Below are 26,586 nucleotides of genomic sequence, written 5' to 3'. Positions count from 1 at the left end.
CGTGAGGGTTGGAATCCCCCGGCTTCAGCCGTGGGGAGGAAGTCAACTAGTCGTCCCGGTCGGCCTCCTCCCAGGCCCGGTTGCGCTCGGCCGACCGCTGGAGCGCCCCCGCCGCCTCCTCCGCCGAGGAGTACGGTCCCATCCGGTCCTTGTTCGGGCAGCCCTTGTCCGGCTCGACCCGCATGTGCTTCAGGCAGAACCACCACTGCTCGCCGGTCTCACTGGTCATGCGGTGGATTGTGCCCACCGGCGGCCCCTACAACCAGCCCGCGTCCTGCGCGATCCGGATCGCGTCGATCTTGTTGCGGGCGCCGGTCTTGGCGATGGCGCCGGTCAGGTAGTTGCGCACGGTCCCGGCGGACAGGTGCAGCCGCCGGGCGATCTCCTCGGCGCTCGCGCCCTGCGCCGCCTCGCGCAGCACGGTCGCCTCCCGCTGGGTGAGCGGGCTCTCGCCGTGGTCCATGGCCGCCGCGACCAGCTCGGGGTCCAGCACCCGCAGCCCCGCGTGGGTGCGCCGGACGGCGTCGGCCAGCCGGTCGCCGGGCGCGTCCTTGACGAGGAACGCCTCGATGCCGCCCGCCAGCGCCCGCCGTACCTGGCCTGGCCGGCCCAGCGCGGTCAGCACCAGGATCCGGCACGAGGGCAGGCGACGGCGCAGCTCGGCCGCCGCGGTGATGCCGTCGACCACCGGCAGGTCGATGTCCACGATCGCCACGTCCGGCCGGGCCGACAGCGCGGCGGGGACGATCTCGTCCCCGCCGGTCACCTCGGCCACCACCTCGATGTCGCGCTCCAGGCGCAGCAGCGCGGTCAGCGCCGAGCGGATCATCAGCATGTCCTCGGCCAGCAGCACCCTGATCACGGCGCCCTCACCGTCACGACAACGCGGAACGCGCCGCCGGAGGCGCCGGCCTCCAGCTCGCCGCCCGCCTGCGCGGCCCGCTCCCGCATCCCGGTCAGGCCGCCGCCCGGCTCGCCCGCCGCGCCGTCCACCCCGTCGTTGACGACCTCCAGCCGTACGGCGGAGCCGCCCGCCGAGGTGGTGATCGAGCACGTGGTCGCCCTGCTGTGCCTGAGCACGTTCGTCACGGCCTCCCGCACCGACCAGGCCAGCGCCTCCTCCGCCGCGCGCGGCAGCCGTACGTCGGCCAGGTTGACCTGGCAGGCCACGCCGGAGGCCTCCAGCAGCGCCGCGCCCCGGTGGGCCTCGCCGGCCAGCGACAGCTCCCGGTAGCCGCGCGCGACCTGCCGGACGTCCTGCGCCGCCTCCCTGGCCACCGCGACCAGCTCGCCGACCTCGGTCCTGGCCGACGCCGGGTCCCGCTCCAGCAGCCGGGCCGCGAGGTCGCCCTTGAGCGCGATGGCGGTCAGGCTGCGGCCCAGCCCGTCGTGCAGGTCGCGGGAGATGCGCAGCCGCTCCTTGAGCACCGCCGCCTCGGCCAGGTCGGCCCTGGCCTGCTCCAGCTCGGCGGTGACCCGCACCAGCCGCGCCAGGGCGTAGATGACCGTGCTGGTGAGCAGGACGTTGAGCGCGTACTGCAGGCCCACGTCGGGATAGCCGGCGAGGTAGGCCAGCACGCCGAACTGGTAGAGCGCCATGACCCCCACCAGCGGCACGGCCGCGCGCAGCGGCACGAGCGACAGCAGGGCGCCGCCCAGCAGCGGGGCGGTCACGCCGGACCAGCCCTGGGGCAGCAGGAAGTCGGGCACGTAGGTGGCGAGCGCCTGGGCGAGGAGGAGGACCGGCAGGGCCCGCGGCCGGCGGCCCGTCAGCGCGGCGCGCATGTTCAGGTAGTGGGGGACGTAGAAGACGACCAGCGTGACGGCGACCACGACGGTGACGGCGGCGATGCCGCGCACCACGTAGAGCGCGACGGCCAGCAGCACGTACAGGACCGACAGGCCCGCGATGACCGCGATCGCGAGCCTGCGCGCCGACGTCGTCATGTCAGTGATCTACCTTCGGGGATCCCACCGGAACCACAGCCGGACCGCCGCCAGGCCGGCGGCCGTCCACAGGGCGAGCTGAACAGCGGGCAGGATATATCCGGACACGGGACCGCCGGCGTAGGCCACCGCGAGCGCCCTGCCGACCACCACGCCCGGCACCCAGTCGAGCACCTGCCCCGCCCAGGCGGGCAGCGCCTGCCGCAGCGGGCCGAAGCCCCCGGCACCCACGCCCGTCAGCAGGAAGAACGGCATCGTCATGACGGAGGCCACCTCGGCCCGCGAGATCGCCGGCGTGTAGGCCGCGCCCAGCACCGCCTGCGCCAGCGCCCCGGCGGCCATGACCAGCGCGAACAGCGCCGGGTTCGCCGGCGGCGGCACCGCGCCCAGCAGGGACAGCGCCGCCGCGATCGCGCAGGAGATCAGCAGCGACTGCGCGGCCACGTTGACGACCTCCCCGCCGAGCACCGCCGCGTCGGTCAGGCCGGTCGCCCGCATCCGCTTGAGCAGCAGCTGGTCCCTGCGCGCGGCCAGGACGGTCGCACCCTGGCCGAAGGCGGTCAGCGTCATCAGCATCGCCAGCAGGCCGACGTGCAGCTCCGCCACGCCGGGCACGCCCAGCCGCGCCATGAGCACCGGCATCCCGATGCCGAGCAGGAGCGACAACGCCACCGAGACGCCCAGCGTGACCCTGTCCCGCCAGTACACCCGCCCGCCCAGCCGGGCGACCGCCACCAGCTCACGCACCATGCCGAGCTCCCTCCCCGCGCTGTCCATCCGCGATCCCCGCATCCGCGCCCACCTCCAGGAACAGCTCCTCCAGCGACGCCCTGCGCACCTCCAGCCCGCGCAGCCGCAGCCCGCGGGCCGCCGCCCAGCCCAGCAGCGTCTGCGCCGCCAGGTCCGGGTCCTCCACGCGGCACACGACCCGGCCGCCCTCGACGGCGGCCGGCAGCGGGAGGTCGCCGGGGCCGAGGCCGGGCGGCGCCTCGAAGCTCACCCGGCCGCTGCCCGCGGCGAGCGTCTCGGCCATGCCGCCGGCGGCCACCACCCGCCCGGCGTCCATGATGACCAGGCTGCCGGCCAGCTGCTGGGCCTCGTCCAGGTAGTGGGTGGTCAGCACGACGGCGGTGCCCGCCCCCGCCAGCTCGCGCACCACCTGCCAGGTGTCGCGGCGGCCCTCCGGGTCCATGCCGGCGGTCGGCTCGTCCAGGAACAGCACCTCGGGCCGGCCCAGCACGGCCAGCGCCAGGTCCAGCCGGCGCCTCTCGCCCCCCGACAGGCCGCGCACCCTCGTGGCCGCCTTCGGCAGCAGCCCGGCCAGCTCCAGCGCCTCGTGCGCGGGCCGGGCCGCGGGGGTGAAGGCGCACCACGACTCGACCGTCTGGGCCACCGTGAGATCCGGGAAGAAGCCGGCCTCCTGCAGCATCACGCCGATGCGCCGCCGTACCCGGGCGGGCTCGGCGGCCGGGTCCAGCCCCAGCACCCGCACCCGGCCCGAGTCGGGCCGCCGGAAGCCGGCCAGCAGCTCGATGGTCGTGGTCTTGCCCGCCCCGTTGCGGCCGAGCAGGGCCAGGACCTCACCCTGGGACACCTGGAGCGAGACGCCCCGCACCGCCTCGAAGCCGCCGTAGGACTTTCTCAGGTCCTCAGCATGGATCGCCGCCTGGATCGCTGTCATGTCCACGAGCCTGAGCGATCGCGGGCTCATGGGGCAGTGAGGAATTCACGACTTCAGCAGCCGCTCGGCCACCGCGCCCGGGTCCACGAGGTGGTGCAGGTGGTGGCCGGGCAGCCGCTCCACCTGCCACCCGCGTGCCGCCGCCGCGCGGGCGTCCTCCTCGTACGGCGGGCCGTACCACAGGTAGGCGCAGGGGCGGGCGTCCCAGCCCTCGGGGACGGGCACGGCCTGCTCGAAGTAGTCCAGCGGCAGCCGTACCTGCTCGGCGCTCACCCGCTCGCGGGTCTCGCGATCGGGGAACAGCGAGGCGACGTCCTCGGCCAGCCACCAGTCGGTCCAGCGCGGCAGCAGCCCGTCCAGGTCGGCCAGCTTGCGCAGGAACGGCAGGTGCTCGTCCTTGGCCGCCGCGACCTGGCCGGCGGCGGGCGGCAGCAGCGCGTCCACGAACACGCAGCGGCTCACCTCCAGCGCCCGGCACAGCAGCGGCACGAACAGCCCGGCGTTGCTGTGCGGCACGAGCACCAGCGGCCCGGGCGGCACCTGGCGGGTCACCAGCTCCACCGCCGCCGGCCAGTACGGCGCGCCGCCTTCGGCGACTCCGCGCAGGTCGGGGACCACCGCTTCGGGGAGCAGCGCCGCCACGGGTTCCCAGGAGGCCGGGCCCAGCAGCGGGCTGTGGAGGAGGACGAAGGTCACGCGGGTTAGCTTCCCCGCGTCAGACGATCAAAGCGTGGCTCGCGGCGCGCGCCGTGCTGCCGTCGTAGGCGGCCCAGGCGGCGGCCAGGCCGCGCACGCAAGAACTGAGCTCCTCGGGCGTGAACAGGAAGTGCAGGCGCAGGTGGTCGGCGTGGCCGCCGAGCGGGTCGAACGAGCGCCCCGGCGCCACCGCCACGCCGTGGCGCAGCGCGACCTGGGCGAAGGAGTCGGCGTCGCCGCGCGGCAGGCGCACCCACAGCGTCTGGCCGCCGAGCGCCTCGCGGAACTCCCACTCCGGCAGGTGGGCGCGCAGCTCGGCGCACAGGTGGTCGTGCCGGGCCCGCAGCGTGTCCGTGCGGTCGCGCCGTACCTCCTCCATGCGGTCCAGCAGCCACGCGGCGGCCAGCTGGGAGGCCACCTCGCCGCCCAGGTCGTGGATGGCGCGCAGGCGGGCCAGGCGGGCGACCAGCGGCGCGGAGGCGCGGATCCAGCCCAGGCGCAGGCCGCCCCAGACGACCTTGCTGAGCGAGGCGATCGTGATCGCGCGCGGGTCGTAGGCGGCCAGGGGAGGGGGCACCTCGCCGGAGAAGCACAGCTCGGCGCAGACCTCGTCGTCGATCACCGGGACGTCGTGCGCGGCGGCCAGCTCGGCGATCCTCCTGCGTGTCGCGACGTCCATGACGGACCCGCCGGGGTTGCTGGCCGTGGGCACCACATACAGCAGGGCGGGGCGCTCGCGCAGCGCCGCCGCGAGGTCGGGCAGGAGCGGGTCGGTGTCGACCGGCCTGACGACGGCGGCGGCGTGGCGGAAGACCTCCAGCGCGCCCGGGTAGGTGGGCGACTCGGTCAGCACGGTGTCGCCCGGGCCGGCCAGCAGGGCGGTGAGCAGGGTGAGCGCCTGCTGCGCGCCCGTCGTCACCATGATCTCCTCGGCGGACGTGGGCAGGCCGCGGCGGCGATAGGCGGCGGCGACGGCCTCGCGCAGCGCCGGATGGCCGGCGGGCTGGTAGCCGAGGTCGTGGCCGGTGGCGGCCAGCGTGCGCGCGGCGTGGTGGTAGGCCTCCGCCAGCACGGGCGGCGGCTCGACCGGGGCGGCGCAGGTCAGCAGCCGCACGCCGTCCGGCGGGTGCAGGATGTGCATGAGCAGCGGGTTGGGGATCACGTCCTTGGGCGGGACGGCCCCGCCGGAGGCGGCCACGCGCGTGCCGCTGCCCTGCCGCCGCACGACCCGGCCCTCCTGCTGCAGCAGGTCGTAGGCGGCCACGACGGTGCCACGGGCCACGGCCAGGCGCCGGGCCAGCGCGCGGTCGGGCGGCAGGAGGGTGCCGGGAGCCAGCACGCCGTCGTCGATGAGGTCCCGCAGGCGGGCGGCCAGCAGCAGATACAGCGGCCCGCGCCCGGAGGCCCACCGGCCCAGCAGGTCGTCCAGCCCGTCGAGCGTGGCGGCGCCCCCATCATTGGCCTCAGTCATGGACCAATTCTGCCGCATTGGATCTGCCGGCCACGGCGAAAACCGGACATGCTTGCCGTATGCGTCCAGAAACTCGAGCCGTCCACCCGTCCCGGCCCGTCGTCGAGGGCAGCGTCCCCATCGCGGTGCCGCTCTACCAGACCTCGGGCTTCTCCTTCGACGACCCGGCGGTCTTCGCCGACGGCATGACCCGTCCCGACGGCGCGTTCGTCTACGCCCGCTACTCCAACCCGACCGTGCGGGCCTTCGAGCAGACCGTCGCCGAGCTGGAGGGCGGCGTCGCCGCGCTGGCCACCGGATCGGGCATGGGGGCGATCAACTCGGTGCTGCTCGGCCTGCTGCGGCCCGGCGACCACCTGATCGCGCAGAAGGCCCTCTACGGCGGCACCGCGGCCATGATCAACGACCTGGTCGCGCGCTTCGGCGTCACGGTCACCTACGTGCCCGAGGACGACCCCGCCGCCCTGCGCGCCGCCGTCACGCCCTCGACCAGGCTCGTCTACCTCGAGACCATCGCCAACCCCACCTGCCAGGTGGCTGACCTGCCCGCCATGTGCGCCGCCGCCCGCGACCTCGGGCTGGTCTCCGTGGTCGACAACACCTTCGCCACGCCGCTGCTGTGCCGGCCGCTGTCCCACGGCGCCGACATCGTGGTGCACTCGGTCACCAAGTACCTGTCCGGCCACGCCGACGTCATCGGCGGCGTCGCCGTCTTCGCCGACGACGCGCTCTACCGCAAGGTCTGGCACTTCGCCATCGAGCTGGGCTCCTCGGTCGATCCGTTCGCCGCCTGGCTGACGCTGCGCGGCATGCAGACGCTCGGCCTGCGCATGGAGCGCCACTGCGCCAACGCCCGCCTGATCGCCACGCGCCTCGCCGAGCACCCCGCCGTCAGCGCCGTGTACTGGCCCGGCCTGCCCACGCACCCCTCCCACGACGTGGCCGCCAAGCTGCTGTCCGACTTCGGCGGCGTGCTGTCCTTCGACCTGGCCGGCGGGCGGGCCGCCGCCGAGGCCTTCATGAGCTCGCTACGGCTGGCGCTGCTGGCGCCCTCGCTGGGCGGGGTCGAGACGCTGGTGCTGCACCCGGCCAGCACCTCGCACCGGGCGCTGTCGGACGAGGAGCTGGCCCGCACGGGGATCTCCCCGGGCACCGTACGGCTGGCGGTCGGCATCGAGCATCCCGAGGACCTGTGGGAGGACATCGAGCGAGCGCTCGGCGGTTGACAGGACACTTAGGAACTTAGGAAACTTCCTAAGTGCTTCCCGTCGCGACGATGCGGGCGCTGGCCAGCGAACCCCGGCTCCGGATCCTCCACTGGCTCAAGGACCCGGTGGCGCACTTCCCGCCCCAGGTCCACGGCGACCTGGTGGACGACGGAGTGTGCTCGATCTTCATCGCCGGCAAGCTCGGCATGAGCCAGCCCAGCGCCACGGGACACCTGAAGATCCTCGAAGCGGCCGGCCTCGTCGTCGGCAAGCGCGTCAGGCAGTGGGTGTTCTACCGGCGCGACGAGGAGCGCATCGCCGAGCTCAAACGGATGATCGACCGGGAGTTGTGAATGAGCGTCACCCACGAGGACGTGCTCGCCGCCGCCGAGAGGATCCGCGGGCACGTCCTGCGCACGCCGGTGCTGGAGATCGCGCCGGGTGTGGCGCTCAAGCTGGAGCAGCTGCAGCACTCCGGGTCGTTCAAGGTGCGCGGGGCGTTCAACCGGATCCTGTCGGCCACGCTGCCGGAGGCCGGGGTGATCGCGGCCAGCGGGGGCAACCACGGGCTGGCCGTCGCCTACGCCGCGCGGGCGCTCGGCGTGCGGGCGGAGATCTTCGTGCCCGAGGTGACGAGCCCGGTCAAGGTCGCCGGGCTGCGGGCGCTCGGCGCGGAGATCACCCAGACCGGGGCCATCTACGCCGAGGCGGCCGAGGCCGCCGCCAAGCGCGCCGCGGAGACCGGCGCGCTGGAGGTCCACGCCTACGACCAGCCCGAGGTGGTGGCCGGGCAGGGCACGCTCGGGCCGGAGCTGCTGGAGCAGACCGGGGGAGCGGACACCGTCCTGGTGGCGGTGGGCGGCGGCGGGCTGGCGAGCGGGATCGCGCTCGGCGTGACCGGCTCGGGGACCCGCCTCGTCGTCGTGGAGCCGGAACGCATCCCGACCCTGCACGCCGCCCTGGCCGCCGGCAGGCCGGTGCCGGTCGAGGTGAGCGGCGTGGCCGCCGACGCGCTCGGGGCCTCGCGGGTGGGGGAGATCGCCTACCGGATCCTGTCGGGCGCGGGCGTGCGGAGCGTGCTGGTGAGCGACGAGGCCATCGTGGCGGCGCGCCGTACGCTGTGGGCGCAGCACCGGATCGCGGCGGAGCACTCGGGCGCGGCGGCGTTCGCGGCGCTGCTGAGCGGGGCGTATGTGCCCGAGCAGGGGGAAAGGGTGGCGGTGGTGATCTGCGGGGCGAACACGGATCCGGCGACGCTGTCAAGCGGTTGATCGATCCTCGTGAGTAACCAATTGATCCTCATGAGTAACTAGAGGCTCATGAGTGCCTGAGAATACGATGGGCGCATGACCGCTACCAACGAAAAGATCGAGGACCTCGAGAGGCGCGTCTGCGTGCTGGAGACCTGGGCGGGGCCAGGGCAGGCGGAGGCGCTGGCCCAGACGATCAGGGACACGCGCGGCGAGGTTAAAGAGATCAAGACACGCGTGCGCAGGATCGAGAAGACGCAGCAGGAGCACTCCGTCATACTCCGCGAGCACTCGGTGCTGCTGCGCGAGATCCTCGACCGTCTTCCCCCGAAGAAGTGATGAGACCGGACAGACCATACCTGCCCGGTCTCGACTAGCACTCTAGAGCCCCGCCCCCGCGTTGTCAGCTATAGCTGTGCGCGGGGGTGGGGAAGGCCCCGGACACGACCTCCTCGGCGAAGGCGCGCACCGCGCGGTCCATCGCCTCGTGGAGGTTGAAGTACTGCTTGACGAACTTCGCCGGGTGCGGGGTGAGCCCCATGAGGTCCTGCCAGACCAGGACCTGCGCGTCGGTGGCCGGTCCCGCGCCGATGCCGATGGTGGGGATCGCCAGCGAGGTGGTCACCCGCTCGGCCAGGTCGGCGGGCACGCACTCCAGCACCACGGAGAAGGCCCCCGCGGCCTGCAGGTCCTTGGCGTCGGCCATGAGCTCCTCGCCCGCCTGGCCGCGACCCTGCACGCGGTAGCCGCCGAACACGTTGACCGACTGCGGCGTCAGCCCCAGGTGCGCCATGACCGGGATACCCGCCGAGACCAGCGCCTCGACCTGGGGGAGGACCCTGCGGCCGCCTTCCAGCTTGACCGCGTGGGCGCCCGCCTCCTTCATGAACCGCGCGGCGGTCTCCAGCGCCTGCTGCGGGGAGGACTGGTAGGAGCCGAAGGGCAGGTCGGCGACCACCATCGCGCGTGAGGAGCCGCGGACCACCGCGGCGGTGAGGGGGAGCAGGTCGTCGACCGTGACGGGCAGGGTGGAGTCGTAGCCGTAGACCACCATGGCCGCCGAGTCGCCGACGAGCATGACCGGGATCCCGGCCTCGTCGAACACGCGCGCGGTCATGGCGTCGTAGGCGGTGACCATGGGCCACTTCTCGCCGCGCTCCTTGGCCGCCGCGATGTCGCGGACGGTGATCCTGCGTCCCGCCTTGCCGCCGTACAGCGCGGTCGACTGGCTGGTAGAGGACATAAGTATCCCTCCGGATGAGTCTCGAGGCGCCCCTGTGGCGTACCCGGACGTTCCTGATGATTGCACGCGTCCCACCCACTCCAACAGCCCCCGGTGAGCCGGTAATCCAGTGGCGAAAGTGTCGGTGGCTGCCGAGACAATGGAGGGCGGAGGTAAGCAATCACCATGGCTCTCGAACCTTACCGGCGCCTGTTGCGGCTGCCGGGCATCCGGACCCTTCTGCTGGTGGGACTGCTCGCGCGCATTCCCTCCACGGCGACCGCGATGTGCCTGACCCTGCACGTGGTCTCCCCGAGGGGGCTGGGCCTCGGCTTCACCGCCGCGGGCGTGGTCGGCATGGCCAGCACCATCGGCATGGCCGTCGGCGCGCCCCTGTCGGGCAGGTTCGTCGACCGCTACGGCCTGCGTCCCGTCCTCCTGGCCACCACGCTGGCCCAGGCCCTGTTCTGGAGCACGGCGTGGTCGCTGCCCTACCCGGCCCTGGTGCCCGCCGCGGCCCTCGCGGGCCTGTTCGCGCTGCCGGTCTTCAGCGTCGTACGGCAGTGCCTGGCCGCCATGGCGCCCGTCGAGCAGCGCCGCATCGCCTTCTCGCTCGACTCGATGCTGGTGGAGCTGTCCTACATGGCCGGCCCCGCGCTGGCCGTCGCGGGGGTCACCGCCCTCGGCAGCACCTGGACGATGGCGATCGTCGCCGCCGGCATGACCGGCGCGGGCGTCGGCCTGATCCTGCTCGACCCGCCGACCCGCTCGGCCGAGGAGCTCGCCGAGCCGCAGGCCGCGGTCAGCCGCCGCACGTGGTTCACGGCCGCATTCGTCGCGCTGCTGGGCACGGCCGCCGCGGCCACCTTCGTGCTCACCGCCACCGAGCTGGCGCTCGTGGCCAGCATGGAGCGCTCCGGCGCGACGGCGTGGATCGGGCTGGCGATCGCGCTGTGGTGCGTGTACTCGCTGGTGGGCGGCTTCGTCTACGGGGCGCTGCCGCGTGGCTTCTCGCCGCTGGTGCTGATCGCGGTCATGGGCGTGCTCACCGTTCCCGTGGGCCTGCTGGCGGCCGACTGGCGGTGGGTGGTCGTGGCGCTGGTTCCGGCCGGGCTGTTCTGCGCTCCGGCGCTGTCGTCGACGGTCGAGGTGCTCAGCCGCTGGGTGCCCGCGGGGGCTCGTGGCGAGGCCATGGGGTTCCACGGCACCGCCCTGCTCGTCGGCGGCGCCGCCTCCGCCCCCATCGCGGGCGCGATCATCGACTCCTTCGGCCCGTCGTGGGCCTTCGTGGTCGCGGGCGCGGCGGGCCTGGCGCTGGTGGCGCTGGCCGTGCCGTTCTGGCGGCGCGGCTCGCGAACGTCGCAGGCGACCGCGGAGGAGGCCGTCCGCGAGGAGGAGAGGGTTTGAGCTGGGCCGATGCGCGGGCGTCCGGGACGGGAGGCGACGTCCTGAGGCCGACGGCGTCCGGCCACTCGCGGAGCGGCCGGACGGCACGGCCCTCTCGGTCCCGCCCGCGCGGCCGTCGAACCTGCGCGTCGTCTACGGCGGCTTCTCGGGTTGCGCAAGCGTGAGGCAGGGCTGTCGGTGTGCGGCGGCGAGGTGGTCGCAGGGCATGCGTGGCCTACGGCGGTTCCTCGGATCGCGCAGGCGTGAGGCGGGGCGGCGTTTCGGGTCCTGCAGGCGTGAGGCGGGGCGGCGTTTCGGGTCCTGCAGGCGTGAGGCGGGGCGGCGTTTCGGGTCCTGCAGGCGTGAGGCGGGGCGGCGTTTCGGGTCCTGCAGGCGTGCGGCGGTGAGCTGACGGCGGCCTGTCCGCCGTCAGCGGCCCCTCCCGTGGGCCTGCATGTGTGCGGCGGGTGCGTTGCGGGCGGCGGCCCAGACGCACCTGCGAGCGCTGCCCGGTCGCACAACGAGCACATGGAGCACGCGGAGCATGTGGGAAAAGTTATGAAACGCAACCGTTGCGTATCGGAATGCCATACGATACGGTGACGTTGCGAAACGTAGGCGTTGCGAAACTTGAACGTATCGAAATGAGAACCGACATGTCGGAACAAGCCACAGCGACAGCGGACACGGGACACCCACGCCGATGGGCCATCCTCGGCGTGCTGGTGTTCAGCCTCCTGGCCGTCGTGCTGGACAACACGATCCTGAACGTCGCGATGAAGACCATCGCCGACCCCGTGCAAGGCCTGGGGGCGACGCAGAGCGAGCTGGAGTGGGCGATCAACTCCTACACGCTGGTGTTCGCCGGTCTGCTGTTCACGTTCGGCGTGATCGGCGACAGGACCGGCCGCAAGCGGATGTTGTTCATCGGCATGGTGTTGTTCGGCCTGGCCTCGCTGGCCAGCGCCTACGCCCAGACCCCGATGCAGCTCATCCTGGCCAGGGCTTTGATGGGCATCGGCGGCGCGGCCATCATGCCGGCCACGCTGGCGATCATCTCCAACGTCTTCCCGCCCCGTGAGCGCGGCAAGGCGATCGGCGTGTGGGCCGGCGGCGTCGGCCTGGCCGTGGCGATCGGCCCGATCACCGGCGGTTTCCTGATCGAGCACTTCTGGTGGGGCTCGGTCTTCCTGATCAACGTGCCGATCGTGCTGCTGAGCATGGTCCTCATCGGCGCCGTCGTGCCGGAGTCGCGCGACCCGAAGCCGTCCAGGCTCGACCCGGTCGGCGTGCTGCTGTCGATCGTGGGCCTGGTCGCCGTGGTCTACGGCATCATCCGGGGCGGTGAGCTGGCCACGGTCGCCGACGTCGAGGTGCTCGCGCCGACGCTGTTCGGCCTGGCGGTGCTGGCGGCGTTCATCTGGTGGGAGCGGCGCATCGACCACCCCGCCTTCGACGTGTCGAACTTCCGCAACGTCCGCTTCAGCACGGCCATCGGCCTGGTCGGCATCGTCTTCTTCGCCATGATGGGCGGGATGTTCTTCCTGACGTTCTACATCCAGATCGTCAAGGGGTTCAGCCCGGTCGAGGCGGGCGCGCTGATGATCCCGTTCGCCGCCGCCCAGCTGATCTTTGCGCCGCTCAGCCAGCGCGTCAACGAGCGCTTCGGCGCCAAGGCCACCGCCACGGTGAGCATGCTGATCGTGACGGCGGCGCTGGGCGCCTATGCCCTGTTCGACCGCGACACGCCCGTGCTGCTGATGGAGGTCGTCTTCTTCGTCCAAGGCGCCGCGATGGCCAACCTCATGCCGCCCGCCACCACCGCGATCATGGAGTCGCTGCCCCGGGAGAAGGCGGGCGTGGGCTCGGCGATGAGCAACACCGTCCGGCAGGTCGCCGGCGCGCTGGGCGTGGCCGTCCTCGGCTCGGTGCTCTCCTCGTCCTACCGCGGCGAGGTCGCCCCGGCCCTGGCCGGACTGCCGGAGAACCTGCAGCACGTGGCCGGCGAGTCGATCATGGGCACCGTGGGCGTGGCGCAGGCGATGGGCGCCCAGGGCCAGGCCCTGCTCAAGCCCGCGTTCGACGCCTTCATCCATGGCATGCACATCACCGCCCTGGCCTCCGCGGTCATCACCCTGCTGGGCGCCGCGGCGGTGGCCAGGTGGATGCCCGGGAAGGCGCGTGCCGTACCGCAGCAGCACGAGACCAAGGAACCGGCTGTAGTGTGAGGCCGCGATGAGCATGTCGACGACGACGGCCCGCCCGGCGGGCCGTCCGCGGAGTGAGAAGGCCGAGAAGGCCATCCTGGAGGCGACCCTCGACCTCCTGGGCGAGGGCATGGGCGTCTCCGAGCTGTCGATCGAGGCGATCGCCTCCAGGGCGGGAGTCGGCAAGACGACGATCTACCGCCGCTGGTCGAACAAGGAGGACCTGGTCGTCGACGCGCTGGCGACGCTCAAGGCCCCGGTGCCGGAGCTGGCGGGGGAGTCGGTGCGCGACGACCTCGTCACGCTCCTGGAGGTCATGCGCACCGAGGCGGGCCACGTTCGCCGGCGGTGCGTGATGAACATCGCGATGAGCGAGTCGGACCGGCATCCGCAGCTGTTCGCGAAGTTCCGCAAGATCGCCATCGAACCGCGCAGGAACGCCGTGCGCGCGGTCCTCGAACGCGGCAAGGCCAACGGCGAGCTGCGCGCCGACCTGGACGTCGAGCTGGCGATGCAGACGCTGACGGGCGCGATGATCGTGCACACCAAGTGGCACCAGGGGGAGCCGCTGGCCGAAGACCTGTCCGAGCGCATCGTGGACATGGTCCTGGAGGGCATCGCAGCCCGATAGCCGCTCTCTCCCGCCGGTGGGGGTGTTTTTCCTGTACGGCGGAGCCGGGTTGCGCCCACCCGCCGACCGTGGCCGGCGGCACTCCAGGGTGACGCTCACCGGCCGCGCGGGGCCGGCCGCCGCAACGGCGCCCGGCCAGGCGCCTGGGTGGTCATGCGTGGAGCGCCTCCCTGAGGAAGGGCTTGCGGGTGGCCCGGAACGTCTGCCCGAAGGCAATCCCGGCAGAACGCGATCGCCGGATGGTAGACGATTCCCGGCAGAAGACGATCACTGGGCAGAAGACAGTCCTGGGCAGAACATCTCTCTAGGCAGAACGTGAGCCATGTTCTAGTCTCGCGGCCATGCCCCCCTCGCGCAGGTTCGCGGTCCTCCTGGCGCTGACAGCGGGACTCCTGCTCCCCGCGAGCGCCGCCTTCGCGCACGAGGAGCGCGAGGTCACCCTCCCCGACGGCACCGGCAGCGTGCCCGCCTACCGCACGGCCGAGCCCGACCTCCTGGTTTGCAAGAGCGATCTGGCCGACTTCCGGCGGCGCATCGCGGGCTTCCCTGAAGACCTCAAAACGCGAAATATCCGATTATTTGAGAAATGCCAACAGGATGGTTTCCGCCACCTCCAGGAAGCCGTCGACAAGGTGGACAGGCCGGGCATGACGATCGGCATCCTGCCGGGCCTCTACCGCGAGGAGCCGAGCCAGGCCGCGCCGTCCGGCGCCTGCGCCGCCCTCCCGGCCCGCTGGTCGGTCTGGGGCTACCAGATCCTCTCCTACGAGCAGCAACAGCAGTGCCCCCACAACCAGAACCTGGTCGCCGTCCTCGGCAAGAAGGACCTCCAGATCGAGGGCACCGGGGCCGATCCGCTGGACGTGGTGATCGACGCGGAGTACCGCAAGCTCAACGCCATCCGGGCCGACCGCGCCGACGGCATTTATTTCCGGAACTTCACGGCGCAACGGACGACCTTCAACGCCGTCTACATCCTCGAGACCGACGGCTTCGTCATCGACCGGGTGCTCGGCCGCTGGACCGACGAGTACGGCTTCCTCACCTTCGCCAGCGACCACGGCCTCTACACCGACTGCGAGGCCTACGGCAACGGCGACGGCGGCCTCTACCCGGGCAGCGCCTCCAACATCAACGAGGGCCGCGGCCACGACGTCACCCGCTACGCCATCGAGATCCGCCGCTGCAAGTCACACCACAACGCCCTGGGCTACTCCGGCACGGCGGGCGACTCGATGTACGTCCACGACAACGAGTTCTACGCCAACATGGTCGGCGCCACGATGGACAGCCTGTGGCCCGGCCATCCCGGACTGCCGCAGAACCACGCCCGCTTCGAGAACAACAAGATCTACGACAACAACGCCGACTACTACCGCTACCTGCGTGACGGCACGTGCCGCAAGCCCCCGGCCGAGCGCGGCTACGAGCGCGGCGTGGTGTGCCCGCAGGTCGGCGTGCCGTCCGGCACGGGGATCCTGGTCGCGGGCGGCAACTACAACGTCTTCGCGAACAACGAGGTCACCGGGCACAGGCGCGCGGCGTTCCAGCTCTTCGGCGTCCCGGCGGTCATCCGCGGCGAGGACGATCTCGCCAAGCAGGCCGACACCTCCAACCACAACCGCTACGAGGGCAACCGGTTCGCAGGCAACGGCCTGGACGTCTGGTGGGACGGCCAGGGCACGGGCAACTGCTTCCAGGGCGACACGGGCCGCTCCACCCCGGCCGTGCTGCCGGTGTGCGGGGACCGCGCGCCGGCGTTGTCGGGCGGCTCCAGCCGCCTGCTGGCCGAGCCGGTGAAGCTCGCCAAGCTGTACCTGTGCGCCGACTTCAGCGCCGCCGAGGCGCGCCTGCCCGCCGGGTGCGACTGGTTCGGCGCCTCCGGCCTGGGCAAGCTGGAGGCCCAGCTGGCGCTGGGCGGCTCGATCGTCCTCGGCCTGCTGGCGATCCTCTTCGCCGCCAGAGCCCGGCACGGCACCCTGCTCAACATGCGCGCCAGGTCCAACGCGCGCACGAAGTCCGAGGTACGTAGCAGGTCCAACGTGCTCGGCAGGCCCGACGTGCGCAACGCGACGCTTGGCGTGAGCGGCACCCTGCCCGACGCGCCCGGTGTAAGCGGCGCCGAGTCCGACGTGCGCGACCCCACGCCCGGTCTCCACGACCAGGCGCCCGCCAGGCGCCACAGCATCATCCTCCTGGCCGCCACCGCCGCCGGTCTCCTCGGTCTCGCGCTCGACGTCGTCGCCGCCGTCGCCGACGCCCCGGTCCTCGCCGGGCTCGCGGTCCTCGGCCTGGGCGCCTGGATGCTCGCCCTCGGCCTGCTGCTCAGGCGCGCCCGCCCCGTCTTCGGCTGGTTCACCGCCGTCATCGGCCTGCTCGGCCTCGCCGACGCCGCCGACCGACTCGTTCACCTCATCCCCGCGATCCCGCTGAGCCCCGGCTGGATCCGCGGCCTGCTGACCGGGATCTGGGTGCTGTGGGCGGTCGTCGTCCTGGCCCCGCGGCCCAGCCGTACCCGGGGCGAGGAACGCCACGCGCCGAAGGTCCTGGCGTGAGAAGGACCCTCACGCTCGGGGCCCGCCTGTGCCTCGCAGTCCGCCTGCGCCTGGCCGCCCGCCTGTCCCAGGTCGCCTGCCTGTGCGTCGCCGCCTGCCTGTGCCTGGCCGCCTGCGGCCCGCAGTCGACCACCCACCACCGCCCCGGCACCGCCCACGACGTGGTCACCGGCCCCGCGACGCCCGCGCCCGGCCAGGCGCACGCCGAGATCACGATCACGCGCGGCCGGGTGTCCCCGCCCCCCGGCTGGCTGGAGGTCGCCGAGGGCAGCCCGGTGACCATCACCGTCACCAGCGACACGCCCGACGAGCTGCACGTCCACGGCTACGACATCAAGGCCGGCCTGCCCGCCGGCAAGCCCGTGACCGTGCGCTTCACCGCCGGCCTGACCGGCGTGTTCGCCGTCGAGACGCACCGGGCCAAGCTCGTGCTCACCCAGGTGGCCGTGCGGTGACGGGCGTCCTCGCCCACGGCGTCGGCGAGCGCTCCGACCTGCCCATCCCGCTCTTCTACGCCTACGCCGGCGCGTTCGCCGCGCTCGTGGTCTCCTTCCTGGCCCTGGGCCTGCTGTGGGCGGATCCGCGCTTCCGCGGCGACCGGGCAGGCCGCCCCCTGCCGGTCCGCCCGCCCGCCACGCCCCTGCGCGTCCTGACCCTCGCCGCCCTGCTGTACACCGTCGCCTGGCTCCTGGCCGGACCGGCGGAGGGCAACGCCGCGCCGTACCTGATCTATGTGCTCTTCTGGGTCGGCCTCGTGCCCGCCTCGCTGCTGCTGGGCCCGGTCTGGCGGCTGCTGAACCCCTTCCGGCTGCTGCCCGACCGGCCCCGCGCCCCGCTGCCGCCCCGCCTGGGGTACTGGCCCGCAGCGGCGGGCCTGCTGGCCTTCACGTGGATGGAACTGGTCGCCCCCGAACCGGCCGCCCCGGCGACGCTGCTGGCCTTCCTCGTCCTGTACGGCGGGGTCCAGCTCGCGGGCGTCCTGCGGTACGGCCACGCCTGGCTGGAGCGCGGCGACCCCTTCGAGGTGTACTCGACGCTCATCGGCCACCTGGCACCGGTCGGGCGGCGCGCGGACGGCCGGATCGTGCTGCGCAACCCCTTCGACGGCCTGGACGCCATCGCGCCCGCGCCCGGCCTGGTGGCCACGGTGTGCGTGCTGCTCGGCGGCACGGGCTACGACGGGCTGTCCACCGTCCCGGCCTGGATCCGGGTCCTGCAGTCGGGCCCGGGCACCGCCTTGGGCACGCTGGGCCTGCTCGCGGCGATCGTCCTGGTGGCGCTCCTCTACAGTGCCTGCCTCGCCCTGGCCGGGCTGATCGGCCGCACGCGCGGCCTGCGGCCCCGCTTCGCCCACTCCCTGGTGCCCGTCGCCGCCGGCTACCTCGTCGCCCACTACTTCTCGCTGCTGGCCGTCGAGGGGCAGCGGGCGGTGATCCTCGCCCTGGGCCTGGAGGTCCGGGTCAACGCCGAAGCGGTGTCCCCGGGCGTGATCGCCACGGTCCAGGTGGCCGCGATCGTGGCCGGGCACGTCGCGGGCGTGGTGGCGGCGCACGACCGGTCGGTGCGGCTGCTGCCCCCGGCCAGGGCCGTGGCGGGGCAGCTGCCGCTGTTCGCGCTGATGCTGTGCTACACGATCGGCGGCATCAGCCTGCTGCTCGCGTGACGGGCCCGCGTGAGCGGCGTCACGAGGGCGGCTGCTCGCGCCAGCCGTTGGTGATCGGCAGGCGGCGGTCGCGGCCGAAGTTCTTCGGCGTGATCTTCGGCCCCGGCGGGTACTGGCGCCGCTTGTACTCGGCCAGGTCCACCATCCTGATCACCCGCGCGACCAGCGCCGGGTCGTGCCCGGCGGCGATGAGCTCGGCCGAGCCCATGTCCTTTTCGACGTAGTCGTCCAGCAGCCGGTCGAGCACCTCGTACGGCGGCAGCGAGTCGGTGTCGCGCTGGTCGGGCCGCAGCTCGGCGCTGGGCTCCTTGGTGATGGAGTTCTCGGGCACGGGTCGCTCGGCGTCCAGCAGGAACCAGTCGTAGGAGTGGGCGTTGCGCCAGCGCGCCAGCTCCCACACCATCGTCTTGGGCACGTCCTTGATCGGCGCGAAGCCGCCCGCCGAGTCGCCGTAGAGGGTGGAGTAGCCGGTCGCCAGCTCGCTCTTGTTGCCGGTGGTGAGCACCAGGTGGCCGTGCTGGTTGGACAGTCCCATGAGGATCATGCCCCGCACGCGCGCCTGGAGGTTCTCGGCCGCCAGCCCCGACAGCTCGATCTCCTTCTCGAAGGCGTTGACGATGTCGGCGATCGGGACGATCCGGGAGGTGACGCCCTGGCGGCGCACCAGCTCCTCGGCGTCGGCGATCGAGTGCTCGGAGGAGTAGCGCGAGGGCATCAGCACGACGTTGACCCGCGACGGGCCGATCGCGTCGGAGGCGATCGTGGCGGTGAGCGCCGAGTCGATGCCGCCCGACAGGCCCAGGATGACCGACTGGAAGCCGTTCTTGGCCACGTAGTCGCGCACGCCCAGCACCAGCGCCGCGTAGACCTCGCCCACGTCGTCCAGGCGCGGCGCGATCACGGGCGGCTCCGGCTCGTAGGGCGGCAGCGGGTCCTCCGACAGCACGAGCCGCTCGACCGTGATGACCGAGCCGTCGCCCGCGTCGTGCTCGGCCGTTCCCGGCGCCGCGGTGCCCCGGGGCAGGTCCAGGTCGACCACCAGCAGCTCCTCGCGGAACTGCCCGGCCCGCGCCACCAGCTCGCCGGAGGCGTCCACGACGATCGAGTCGCCGTCGAAGACCAGCTCGTCCTGCCCGCCGACCTGGTTGACGTAGGCGAGGGCGCAGCCGGCCTCGCGGGCACGGCGCGCGCACAGCTCCAGCCGGACGTCGTCCTTGTTCCTCTCGTACGGCGAGGCGTTGGGCACCACCAGCAGCCCGGCGCCCGCCTGGCCGACCACGGCGACCGGCCCGCCGTCCTGCCACAGGTCCTCGCACACCGCGAGCGCCACGTCCACGCCGTGCAGGCGGAAGATGGGCAGCCGGTCGCCGCGGATGAAGTAGCGGTACTCGTCGAAGACGCCGTAGTTGGGCAGGTGGTGCTTGGCCGTGCGGGCGACGACCTTCCCGCCGAACAGCACCGCCGCCGCGTCGAGCGGCGCCCCTTTGGGCTGGCCCACCCTCGGCTCCAGCCCCGCGCGGTCGACGTAGCCGACGACCACGGGCAACCCGCCCAGGCCCTCCTCGGCCAGCCTGGCGGCCGTCCGCTCCAGCGCGGCGATCGACGCCTCCACGAACGACGAGCGCAGCACCAGGTCCTCCACTGGATAGCCGGTGAGGAACATCTCGGTGAAGACGGCCAGGTGCGCGCCCCGGTCGGCGGCGCGGCGGGTCCATTCGATCAGCTTGTGGGCGTTGGCGGTCAGGTCTCCCACGACGGGGTTGGTCTGTGCCAGGGCGATGCGCAGCTGTGCCATGTCCTCAGCCTAGTGCCCCCCGTTTCTTATCGTCTATGTGACGATAAACGTGGCGGGACGGCCTCCAGCGACGGGCGCTCGCCGAAAGCAGTCACATGCCGCTCGACGCGGCCCTCTTCCGGATGGCGGGGCCCAGGGCCAGCATGCCCGCCGCGGACAGCAGCCCGGCCGCGCCCACGCTGAACCACAGCGCGTGCCTGCCCACCTCCAGCAGCGCGCCGCCGAGGAGGGGCGCCAGCACCGAGGCCGCCGCCCAGGCGAAGCCGAACAGGCCCGCGTACCGGCCGCGCAGGTGCGGCGGCGCCAGCACGGCCACGACCGTCCCGGCGATGCCTGCCGTGACGATCTCCCCGGCCGTCCAGACGGCGATGGTGAACGCCAGGCCCGCGGTGGTGGTGACGAAGGCGGTCAGCCCGAAGCCCACGCCCATGACGGCCAGACCCAGCGCCATCGTCCTGGCCAGGTCGCGCCGGCCGAGCCAGTCCGACACCAGCGGCTGCACGACCACGATGAGCACGCCGTTGAGGGCCATGGCCAGCCCGAACTGTCCCGTGGTGAGCCCCGCCCCGGCCATGGCGACCGGCAGCATGGTCACGGTCTGCAGGTAGACCAGGGCGTTGCCCAGCACGACCAGCGTGAAGGCCACCATGAGGCGGTCGCGCAGCACCACGGCCAGGCCCTTGCCGTCACCGCCCCGCTCCGGCCTGGTCTCCGGCACGGCCCGCCACACCAGCACGGCGAAGACCACGCTGGAGACCGCGTCGATCCAGAACAGCCACGTGAAACCCAGCTCGGCCAGGCGGCCCCCGGCCGTCATGCCCACCGCGTAGCCCAGGTTGACGGCCCAGAACAGCAACCCGTACGCCCGGGGACGGTCCTCGGGCGAGACCAGGTCGGCCACCAGGGCGTTGGACGCGGGCCGGTAGGCGTCCACCACCAGCCCCAGCACGAACATCGCGGCGAGAATGGCCGGCAGGGAGGAGCTGTAGCCGAGCGCGAGCAGGGTGGCGCCCGTCGCCAGCATGCCGCCGGACAGCGTGGCGCGGCGGCCGATCCGGTCGGTCAGCACCCCGGCCACCAGCTGCGACGCCAGCGATCCCGCGCCGAAGACGGCCATCACCGCGCCCGAGGCGGCCGGCGACAGCCCGCGCGCCTGGGTCAGGTAGACGCCGATGAACGGCAGCACCATGGTGCCCAGGCGGTTGACCAGCGTGCCGCCCCACAGCGCCCAGAACGGCCGGGGCAGCCCGCCCACCTTGCCGGCCACGAAACCGGTCACAGAGCTGGTCACAGAGCTGGTCACAGAGCTGGTCATGGAGCCGGCCACGGAGCCGGTCGCGCGGCGGGGGACAGGAGGCACAGGAGTCGTCTTCATGACGCTAGTGTCCGGACACCCCCGCCCGTCCCGCGATCGTTTTAGGGCACACTAAAAGGTATGGGGATCGAGTGGGAGCTGGCGCCGGAGGACCTGGCGCGGCTGCGCTTCGCCTTCTCGCCGATCTGGGAACTCGTGGCGAGCCTGCGCACGCTCCGCGACCCGGCCCGCCAGGCCGTACACCTGCCGTGGGTCAGGGCCGCGCGGCCCCGCCTGGCCGGGCTGGACATGAGGGAGCTGTTCGCGCTGGTGCCGCCCGAGGGCTACATCGCCGACTTCATCACCCCGCCGCCCGACACCCCGCTGCCCGACTTCCCGGCCGAGCTGGAGCGGGTACGGCAGGCCGACCCGGCGCGCGTACTGGAAGAGGTGCGCAGGCTGGGGGAGGACCCGGCGCTCGACCGGCTGAGGGCCGACCCCGAGGCGGGCATCCAGCGGGTCGCCGACGCCCTGGAGGCGTACTGGCAGGCGTGCCTGGCCGAGTACTGGCCGCGCGTGTACACGCTGCTGGAACGCGACGTGCTGCGCCGTTCCCGCCGGCTGGCCGAGGGCGGCGCGCACGCCCTGTTCGCCTCGCTGGACCCGGCCGTCACCTGGACCGGGACGCGGCTGCTCATCGACAGGCCCTGGTGCGAGATCGACCGGCCGCACGGCGAGGGGCTGGTGCTGGTGCCCAGCGCCTTCTACTGGCCGGCGGTGGCCGTCATGTCCGCCCCCTACCAGTCGATGCTCGTCTATCCCGTCCACGGCGTGGGCACGCTGTGGGAGCAGGGACCGCCGCCCGCGCCCGACGCCCTGGCCGCGCTCATCGGCCGCAGCCGGGCCCGGATCCTCCTGGCCCTGGGCGAGCCCGCCACCACCTCGGCGCTGGCCCGCCGCATGGACATCACCCCGGGCGCGGTCAGCCAGCACCTGGGTGTGCTGGCCGACAGCGGCCTGGCCGTCGGGCTGCGGGTGGGCAAGCAGGTGCTCTACCGGCGCACCCCGATCGGCGACTCGCTCGTGGGTCAGGCGTAGCGGCTGGACTCCAGCAGCCAGTCCAGGTGCGCGCGCGGCGCGGCCAGGTAGGCGCACGCCACCTTGCTCACGTCCCTGGCGGTCTTCGCGTCCACGTCGCCCAGCGGCAGCGTCCTGGCCGCCGCGCCCATGTCCTCGCACCGCTCGGCGATCCGGTCCAGCACCCAGGCCGTCGCGGCCTGCTCGTCCAGCCCGTACTCCCGGATCGCCAGCACCACCATGTTGTGCGGGTCGCCGTGCTCCTTGGGCCGGCTGGCCACGTCGTTGCACCAGGCCGTGACGTCGGCGCACGCCTCGACCAGCTCCTGCCACGGCTCGCTGGTGCGCAGCCAGGCCGGCACCTCCACCCGCAGGCACGGCTCGACCAGGTCGTACAGGTACGGCCCGACCGTGCCCCTGCGCAGCGCAGGGTACTCGCTCAGCGTGGGGACGCGGCCGGTGAGCCGGTTCTCCGCCTCGGCACGGCATGCGTCGTGCTGGTTCTTCAGGTGCCCCGCGAACCGGGAGCGCCAGTGGTCGCTCATCCTCGCGCTGGTCACCCGCCACAGGTCGGCGAAGGCCGCCTCCAGCGGATGCCCCGCCGTACCGCGGAGGAAGCCCTGGAACAGCTCCAGGCGGCACGGCCCCTCGTCCAGCTCGTCGTCCAGCTGGAACAGCCACGTCAGCCATTGCGCGAACAGCGCGGCGGCGGCCGCGTCGAACTCGGCGAACGCCCGGGCGGCCAGGCGGTGGAAGCCGGCGCCCGGATCGGCGCGCAGCCCCGTGCGCCGGGCCCAGTCCAGGACCGCCGCCTCCACCGCGTACACCGACGGGTGCATGCGGCACGGCGCGGCCAGCATCGGCACCCGCTCGGTGAGCGGCAGCAACTGCTCGGCGGCGCTCCGGGCCGGCACGCGGGAGCGGGGCAGGAGCGACGACAGCGACCTCAGCACGGACCTCACAGGCAACTCGTTTCCCACAGGGGGCCGAACAGCCAGTTTCCCGCCGCGTGCGGGTCGTCGCCGGTGTAGTACTCGCGCGCCGCCGCGACCAGCTCCGAGACGGTCAGCGTGCCGTCGCGGTCGCGGTCGAGCCGGTCGAACGCCTCGTCCACCTCGTCGTAGGCGACGCCGAACGCGCTGAGCATCACGCGGAACTCCCGGGGGCCGACCCGGCCGTCGCGGTCGTGGTCGCACAGGTCGGCGACCGCCTCGGCGGCCGGGTGGAAGACCGGCTGGAACAGTTCGCCCGCCACGAACGCCGCCGTCATCCCGGCGCGGAAGTCCGCCGCGGTCAGCCGGGCGTCGGCGTCGCGGTCCAGCGCCCGCGTCAGGGCCGCCCAGATGCCGTCGAGGCCGTCGACGAGCCGGCGGCCGGTCAGCGAGGTCGGGGACTCGCCGAAGCCCACCAGGAGCCTGGCCCCCAGCCCCAGCAGGTCCTCCCGGTCGATCTCGCCGCCGCCTCCCACGTCCAGATGGCCGAACGCCCGATCCAGCTTGTGCTCGCGCAGATCGATAGCCATGCCGCCTCCCCCGAGACTTCGCGTGATCACAGTAGGACGGCCGGTGACGGTTTGTCAGCGAGGCACCCCGTGTCGTCCGCGCCGCCGTTCTTGCCGGTAACGTGTCCGAAACACGGATAGTGCATGCTGGGTATGCCTGGCAGAGAAAGCTGGGGAAGTCTTCGAAGGAGTGCCGTTGGACCGCCAGCAGGAGTTCGTGCTCCGCACGCTCGAGGAGCGGGACATCCGGTTCATCCGGTTGTGGTTCACGGACGTGCTCGGCTTCCTCAAGTCGGTGGCGATCGCCCCGGCCGAGCTCGAAGGCGCCTTCGCCGAGGGCATCGGCTTCGACGGCTCGGCCATCGAGGGGTTCGCCCGCGTCTACGAGTCCGACATGCTCGCCAAGCCCGACCCCTCGACCTTCCAGATCCTGCCCTGGCGCAGCGAGTCCCCCGGCGCGGCGCGCATCTTCTGCGACATCCTCATGCCGGACGGCTCGCCCTCCCACGCCGACCCGCGCTGGGTGCTCAAGCGCGCCCTGGCCAAGGCCGCGGACATGGGCTTCACCTTCTACACCCACCCCGAGATCGAGTTCTTCCTGCTCAAGAGCCGGCCCGAGGCGGGGGAGAAGCCCGAGCCGATCGACTCCGGCGGCTACTTCGACCACACGCCGCACAGCGCCGGACACGACTTCCGCCGCCAGGCGATCATGATGCTGGAGTCCATGGGCATCTCAGTGGAGTTCAGCCACCACGAGGGCGCCCCCGGCCAGCAGGAGATCGACCTGCGCTACGCCGACGCGCTCACCACGGCCGACAACATCATGACCTTCCGGCTGGTCATGAAGGAGGTCGCGCTGGAGCAGGGCATCTGGGCGTCCTTCATGCCCAAGCCGTTCACCGACTTCCCCGGCTCGGGCATGCACACGCACATGTCGCTGTTCGAGGGCGACCGCAACGCCTTCCACGAGCCGGGCGCCGAGTACCAGCTGTCCAAGACCGGCCGGTCCTTCATCGCCGGGCTCCTGCGCCACGCGGCCGAGATCACCGCGATCACCAACCAGTGGGTCAACTCCTACAAGCGGCTGTGGGGCGGCGCGGAGGCGATCGCGGGCCAGGGCGGGGAGGCGCCCTCGTACGTCTGCTGGGGGCACAACAACCGCTCGGCGCTGGTGCGGGTGCCCATGTACAAGCCGCACAAGGGCGGATCCACGCGCATCGAGTTCCGCTCGCTCGACTCGGCCTGCAACCCCTACCTCGCCTTCGCGGTGATCCTGGCGGCGGGCCTGAAGGGCATCGCGGAGGGGTACGAGCTGCCGCCTCCCGCCGAGGACAACGTGTGGGCGCTGACGAGCTCCGAACGGCGCGCGCTGGGCATCAGGCCGCTGCCCCAGTCGCTGGACGAGGCGATCGGCATCATGGAGCAGAGCGAGCTCGTGGCCGAGACGCTGGGCGAGCACGTCTTCGACTTCTTCCTGCGCAACAAGCGGAGTGAGTGGCGGGAGTACCGGCGGCAGGTCACCGAGTTCGAGCTGGGCCGCTACCTGCCGGTGCTGTAACCGCAGGTCAGCGAGGATTTCACGGGTAGGGCAGGCGTGGGGCCATCGGCGGCGAGTCGCTGGCCCCACGCCTTTTGATCACTCCTGGGCCGTCTGTGGGCCGTCCGACCGTGAATCGGCGGCCTCATAGACCCTGTCCACAGCTCTCCGGGTGCGTCCGTCACTACTTGGCATGAGATGGGTGTAGACCCGGAGTGTGAAGCCGGGATCGCTGTGCCCGAGGTACTGACTGAGCGCCTTGATGTTCTCTCCCGCATCCAGGAGCACCGAGGCGTAGAAGTGCCTGAGCGCGTGCATGCCGCGCTCACGGGCCGCCTGGTGTCGCTCCCTCCCGTTCGGCGCTGGGATGACGGCAACGGCCATGTTCGCCGGGCAGATGTCGCGGGGCAGGTTGCAGATCACCTTGGTACGGCGGCGCATCTCCTCGCGCAGGCCGCGCATGCCGACCATGGCGTACTCGATGTCCTCATCGTCGTCCCCGGCGCGGTAGCGGTGCGCGCACCCCTCCAGCGGGGACAGGTCGCCAGTGCCCTTGAGGTCGTACAGCTGCAGCCCGGCGCGCAGGTCCAACGCGGCGATGAGGCGCTGGGCGCGGGCGGTTAACGCCTCCACAGTGACGGTCTTTGGCCTGTACGACGGGCCAGTAGGGGTACCGGCGGCGGTGCCCGCCGTGTCCGTGGCGGGGCGGCCGGTGCCGTGGTCCGAGCGGGCGAAGGCGGCCAGGACGATCGGCAGGGCGGCGACGATGGCCACCGCCACGATCGGCCCCAGCGTGTGCAGCACCAGCCGGGAGGAGGACGGGGTGCCTTCGGGCAGCGACCACGGCAGGTAGGGCCAGGCGTTCATGCCGAGCGTGAGCCCCAGGAACAGCCCCTCAATCCGCACCAGCGTGTGGTTGTTGAGTGGCTGGCCTGGGTGCCTAGGTAAGCGCGGGACCCACGATCATGAGCAGGGCTAGGGACAGAAACGGCTCCACCAGCCAGGCGAAGATCCAGCCTGGCGACCAGGGGGCCGCACCGTCAGCGGCGAAGTGCTGGACGCCTGCGATGGGCCAGGCCTGCGCCAGCTCCAGCGCCAGGGAAATCATGAAGCCCGTAACCAGCAGGCGACGCATCCGCAGCCTGCCAGGCGCGCATCTCCGGATTCTGGGCCAGCGCGTGCAGCCCTGCGGCCTGCTGGGTGGCCTTGCACCGCTTGCGGACCTTGGGGGTCTCGACCAGTAGCGGCGTGTCGTCCTCTTGCAGCTGGGCCAGCAGGTGCGCCTCGGCCACCGCGGCGCGCAAGCGCTGGACGCGCTTGGTCTCCTCGGCGGCTGGGGATGGCGGCGCGGGTGGGAGCTGTGAGGCGAGGTGGCGTTCGATCTCGGCCAAACCCTGTGAGATGTCTTCGGGTGTCGGCTGAGCAATGATCGAAACCTGTGGATCTGACGGGAAGGGGTGTACCT

At 72.6% G+C, this 26,586-nt stretch carries 26 protein-coding genes; 12 read left to right on the top strand and 14 right to left on the bottom strand.

Features of this window, described 5'->3' with window-relative positions; genetic code table 11:
* Positions 1–46: 46 nt before the first annotated feature.
* Genes BSB02_RS24655 through BSB02_RS24625 form a run of 7 tightly spaced genes read right to left on the bottom strand, consistent with a single transcriptional unit; the run spans position 47 to position 5,795 of the window.
* The gene (locus tag BSB02_RS24655; RefSeq protein ID WP_084962639.1) at positions 47–229 is read right to left on the bottom strand and encodes a hypothetical protein; all 183 of its coding nucleotides are present in this window, start codon (positions 227–229) and stop codon (positions 47–49) included.
* A gap of 27 nt (positions 230–256) precedes the next feature.
* A complete protein-coding gene (locus BSB02_RS24650) occupies positions 257–862 on the bottom strand; it encodes a response regulator transcription factor (protein WP_084962333.1) in 606 nt (201 codons plus the stop codon).
* Positions 859–1,947 carry a sensor histidine kinase gene (locus tag BSB02_RS24645; RefSeq protein WP_084962332.1) on the bottom strand — a complete coding sequence of 363 codons (1,089 nt, stop codon included), beginning with the start codon at positions 1,945–1,947 and terminating at the stop codon, positions 859–861. Before BSB02_RS24645 ends, BSB02_RS24650 begins: the two co-directional genes overlap by 4 nt.
* Before the next feature lie 9 nt (positions 1,948–1,956).
* Positions 1,957–2,697 carry an ABC transporter permease gene (locus tag BSB02_RS24640; RefSeq protein ID WP_158088715.1) on the bottom strand — a complete coding sequence of 247 codons (741 nt, stop codon included), beginning with the start codon at positions 2,695–2,697 and terminating at the stop codon, positions 1,957–1,959.
* Entirely contained in the window at positions 2,687–3,628 is a 942-nt protein-coding gene (locus BSB02_RS24635) for an ABC transporter ATP-binding protein (RefSeq protein WP_084962328.1), read from the bottom strand. The genes BSB02_RS24640 and BSB02_RS24635 overlap by 11 nt, the downstream gene beginning before the upstream one ends.
* A 45-nt stretch (positions 3,629–3,673) precedes the next feature.
* Positions 3,674–4,324, bottom strand: coding sequence for an alpha/beta hydrolase (locus BSB02_RS39870; RefSeq protein WP_143591089.1), 651 nt, complete (start codon positions 4,322–4,324; stop codon positions 3,674–3,676).
* A gap of 19 nt (positions 4,325–4,343) precedes the next feature.
* Positions 4,344–5,795 carry an aminotransferase-like domain-containing protein gene (locus BSB02_RS24625; protein WP_084962325.1) on the bottom strand — a complete coding sequence of 484 codons (1,452 nt, stop codon included), beginning with the start codon at positions 5,793–5,795 and terminating at the stop codon, positions 4,344–4,346.
* A 59-nt stretch (positions 5,796–5,854) separates the two neighbouring features.
* Here BSB02_RS24625 and BSB02_RS24620 point away from each other — a divergent pair, with 59 nt between their 5' ends.
* From BSB02_RS24620 to BSB02_RS24605, 4 genes are all read left to right on the top strand, one after another.
* Positions 5,855–7,021 (top strand): trans-sulfuration enzyme family protein, encoded by a 1,167-nt coding sequence (locus BSB02_RS24620; protein ID WP_084962322.1) that lies wholly within the window; start codon positions 5,855–5,857, stop codon positions 7,019–7,021.
* A 32-nt stretch (positions 7,022–7,053) separates the two neighbouring features.
* The gene (locus tag BSB02_RS24615; RefSeq protein ID WP_240506634.1) at positions 7,054–7,356 is read left to right on the top strand and encodes an ArsR/SmtB family transcription factor; all 303 of its coding nucleotides are present in this window, start codon (positions 7,054–7,056) and stop codon (positions 7,354–7,356) included.
* A complete protein-coding gene (locus BSB02_RS24610; RefSeq protein WP_084962320.1) occupies positions 7,357–8,274 on the top strand; it encodes a threonine/serine dehydratase in 918 nt (305 codons plus the stop codon).
* 75 nt (positions 8,275–8,349) lie between these two features.
* The gene (locus tag BSB02_RS24605; RefSeq protein ID WP_084962318.1) at positions 8,350–8,592 is read left to right on the top strand and encodes a hypothetical protein; all 243 of its coding nucleotides are present in this window, start codon (positions 8,350–8,352) and stop codon (positions 8,590–8,592) included.
* Between the two features lie 64 nt (positions 8,593–8,656).
* Here the strand turns inward: BSB02_RS24605 and panB are convergent, their stop codons facing one another.
* Entirely contained in the window at positions 8,657–9,496 is an 840-nt protein-coding gene (panB, locus tag BSB02_RS24600) for a 3-methyl-2-oxobutanoate hydroxymethyltransferase (protein WP_084962316.1), read from the bottom strand.
* Positions 9,497–9,661: 165 nt separating this feature from the next.
* On the opposite strand from panB, the gene BSB02_RS24595 reads away from it, so the two are divergent.
* The 6 genes from BSB02_RS24595 to BSB02_RS24570 all read left to right on the top strand — a co-directional run bounded on the left by BSB02_RS24595 (position 9,662) and on the right by BSB02_RS24570 (position 17,917).
* Positions 9,662–10,882: an MFS transporter gene (locus BSB02_RS24595; protein ID WP_084962314.1), complete on the top strand. Its 1,221-nt coding sequence runs from the start codon at positions 9,662–9,664 to the stop codon at positions 10,880–10,882.
* A 635-nt stretch (positions 10,883–11,517) separates the two neighbouring features.
* Complete coding sequence (locus BSB02_RS24590) at positions 11,518–13,089, top strand: MFS transporter (RefSeq protein ID WP_084962313.1); 1,572 nt, start codon at positions 11,518–11,520, stop codon at positions 13,087–13,089.
* Positions 13,090–13,096: 7 nt separating this feature from the next.
* Positions 13,097–13,699, top strand: coding sequence for a TetR/AcrR family transcriptional regulator (locus BSB02_RS24585; protein WP_084962311.1), 603 nt, complete (start codon positions 13,097–13,099; stop codon positions 13,697–13,699).
* A gap of 341 nt (positions 13,700–14,040) precedes the next feature.
* Positions 14,041–16,254, top strand: coding sequence for a right-handed parallel beta-helix repeat-containing protein (locus BSB02_RS24580; protein ID WP_206184866.1), 2,214 nt, complete (start codon positions 14,041–14,043; stop codon positions 16,252–16,254).
* Entirely contained in the window at positions 16,251–16,709 is a 459-nt protein-coding gene (locus BSB02_RS24575) for a cupredoxin domain-containing protein (RefSeq protein ID WP_206184865.1), read from the top strand. The genes BSB02_RS24580 and BSB02_RS24575 overlap by 4 nt, the downstream gene beginning before the upstream one ends.
* Positions 16,706–17,917 carry a hypothetical protein gene (locus BSB02_RS24570; RefSeq protein WP_084962309.1) on the top strand — a complete coding sequence of 404 codons (1,212 nt, stop codon included), beginning with the start codon at positions 16,706–16,708 and terminating at the stop codon, positions 17,915–17,917. The genes BSB02_RS24575 and BSB02_RS24570 overlap by 4 nt, the downstream gene beginning before the upstream one ends.
* A 19-nt stretch (positions 17,918–17,936) precedes the next feature.
* On the opposite strand, the gene BSB02_RS24565 is transcribed toward BSB02_RS24570, so the two are convergent.
* Both BSB02_RS24565 and BSB02_RS24560 read right to left on the bottom strand, forming a co-directional pair.
* Entirely contained in the window at positions 17,937–19,712 is a 1,776-nt protein-coding gene (locus BSB02_RS24565) for an NAD+ synthase (protein ID WP_084962307.1), read from the bottom strand.
* Positions 19,713–19,803: 91 nt separating this feature from the next.
* Positions 19,804–21,015 (bottom strand): MDR family MFS transporter, encoded by a 1,212-nt coding sequence (locus tag BSB02_RS24560; protein ID WP_338064358.1) that lies wholly within the window; start codon positions 21,013–21,015, stop codon positions 19,804–19,806.
* A gap of 132 nt (positions 21,016–21,147) precedes the next feature.
* Between BSB02_RS24560 and BSB02_RS24555 the strand changes: the two genes are divergently transcribed.
* Positions 21,148–22,104, top strand: a complete 957-nt coding sequence (locus tag BSB02_RS24555; RefSeq protein WP_084962305.1) for an ArsR/SmtB family transcription factor — start codon at positions 21,148–21,150, stop codon at positions 22,102–22,104.
* On the opposite strand, the gene BSB02_RS24550 is transcribed toward BSB02_RS24555, so the two are convergent.
* Both BSB02_RS24550 and BSB02_RS24545 read right to left on the bottom strand, forming a co-directional pair.
* Entirely contained in the window at positions 22,095–23,045 is a 951-nt protein-coding gene (locus BSB02_RS24550; RefSeq protein ID WP_084962303.1) for a terpene synthase family protein, read from the bottom strand. The two genes, BSB02_RS24555 and BSB02_RS24550, sit on opposite strands and share 10 nt — an antisense overlap.
* Entirely contained in the window at positions 23,042–23,605 is a 564-nt protein-coding gene (locus tag BSB02_RS24545; protein WP_084962301.1) for an EF-hand domain-containing protein, read from the bottom strand. Before BSB02_RS24545 ends, BSB02_RS24550 begins: the two co-directional genes overlap by 4 nt.
* Before the next feature lie 175 nt (positions 23,606–23,780).
* Here BSB02_RS24545 and glnA point away from each other — a divergent pair, with 175 nt between their 5' ends.
* The gene (glnA, locus tag BSB02_RS24540) at positions 23,781–25,142 is read left to right on the top strand and encodes a type I glutamate--ammonia ligase (protein WP_084962300.1); all 1,362 of its coding nucleotides are present in this window, start codon (positions 23,781–23,783) and stop codon (positions 25,140–25,142) included.
* A gap of 78 nt (positions 25,143–25,220) precedes the next feature.
* On the opposite strand, the gene BSB02_RS41580 is transcribed toward glnA, so the two are convergent.
* Together BSB02_RS41580 and BSB02_RS39860 are read right to left on the bottom strand one after the other, a co-directional pair.
* Positions 25,221–26,027 (bottom strand): site-specific integrase, encoded by an 807-nt coding sequence (locus BSB02_RS41580; RefSeq protein WP_206184864.1) that lies wholly within the window; start codon positions 26,025–26,027, stop codon positions 25,221–25,223.
* A gap of 134 nt (positions 26,028–26,161) precedes the next feature.
* A partial coding sequence (locus BSB02_RS39860) for a hypothetical protein (RefSeq protein WP_206184863.1) occupies positions 26,162–26,586 on the bottom strand: 425 nt, incomplete at its 5' end.

It is taken from the genome of Thermoactinospora rubra, assembly GCF_002093975.1.
Taxonomy (GTDB): Bacteria; Actinomycetota; Actinomycetes; order Streptosporangiales; family Streptosporangiaceae; genus Nonomuraea; species Nonomuraea rubra_A.
Note: the sequence above shows the minus strand (reverse complement) of the source record. Positions and strands in the feature narration are given on the sequence as shown.